The sequence below is a fragment of the uncultured Aquimarina sp. genome, from assembly GCF_947496855.1.
GTDB lineage: Bacteria > Bacteroidota > Bacteroidia > Flavobacteriales > Flavobacteriaceae > Aquimarina.
In genome coordinates, this window is the sequence record NZ_CANMED010000032.1 from 1 (window position 1) to 820 (window position 820).

1 protein-coding gene is annotated in these 820 nt (G+C 30.1%); it reads right to left on the minus strand.

Translation table 11 applies throughout. The features are described from left to right. Positions 1-86 precede the first annotated feature (86 nt). Positions 87-782: a hypothetical protein gene (locus Q0921_RS24940; protein WP_091412822.1), complete on the minus strand. Its 696-nt coding sequence runs from the start codon at positions 780-782 to the stop codon at positions 87-89. Between the last annotated feature and the right edge of the window lie 38 nt (positions 783-820).

Sequence of the window (820 nt, forward strand, 5' to 3'; positions counted from 1 at the left end):
AAGCATTGCGACATTGCAAAAATACACGAACCAATCGATCCATCACCTAGCTGCTATGATCACATATATCGTGTTGTACACCGTACTTATTTTTCCGTATCAATTAACCAAGGATAAGAAAATTCCGTTGATTTTGTCAATTCCTTTTTTAATTTCTCTTTCTCCAAATCCAATTCGGAATATTCAGTTCTTTGAAAGAGGACATTATATGCAGATTGATGAAAACCAAACTTCTTAAGCGTTTGAAAATTCTTTTTTTGGGTTTGATAGCTTAGTGGTAGATAATCGAACTCAACTTCTAACAAAGCAAGTAATGTATCATTCACAGAATGACCTTCAATAGACAACTTTTTATTTTTCATTCTTTGAGTTTTAAACTCATTAACTATCTCATAAATAATAGAATCATTCTTTTCGGATATTCTGCGGTTCCAAAATTCCAGATAATATTTACTAACTGTTTTTGGATTTTGATATGTTAATAACAGACTATCAAGCAATACATCTAGATTTTTTTTAATATAGATGTCATTTATTATAAATTCATCATTTAGTTCCAAAATAACACCCTCAAGTTTTTTATAGCCAAAGCGCTTAAATGTTTCGTGCACCATCTTCAGATTTTCAGGTTTTCGAATCCATTGATTTTTAGTCCAATCCGAATGTCTCAAATGAGAAAATGAAGCTTTTGTCTCGATATAAAATTCTGATTCTTGATTTTGTTTACCTAGACAAGAAATGAGTAGTATGATAAGAATATTTAATATTAGTAGTTTTTTCATTCGTATGGTGTACAACGTTTAATATATGTGTCGTAGCA

What these genes read in the sequence shown, in the direction of transcription:
- Q0921_RS24940 (WP_091412822.1), bottom strand. Translation starts at nt 782, where the DNA reads ATGAAAAAACTACTAATATTAAATATTCTTATCATACTACTCATTTCT.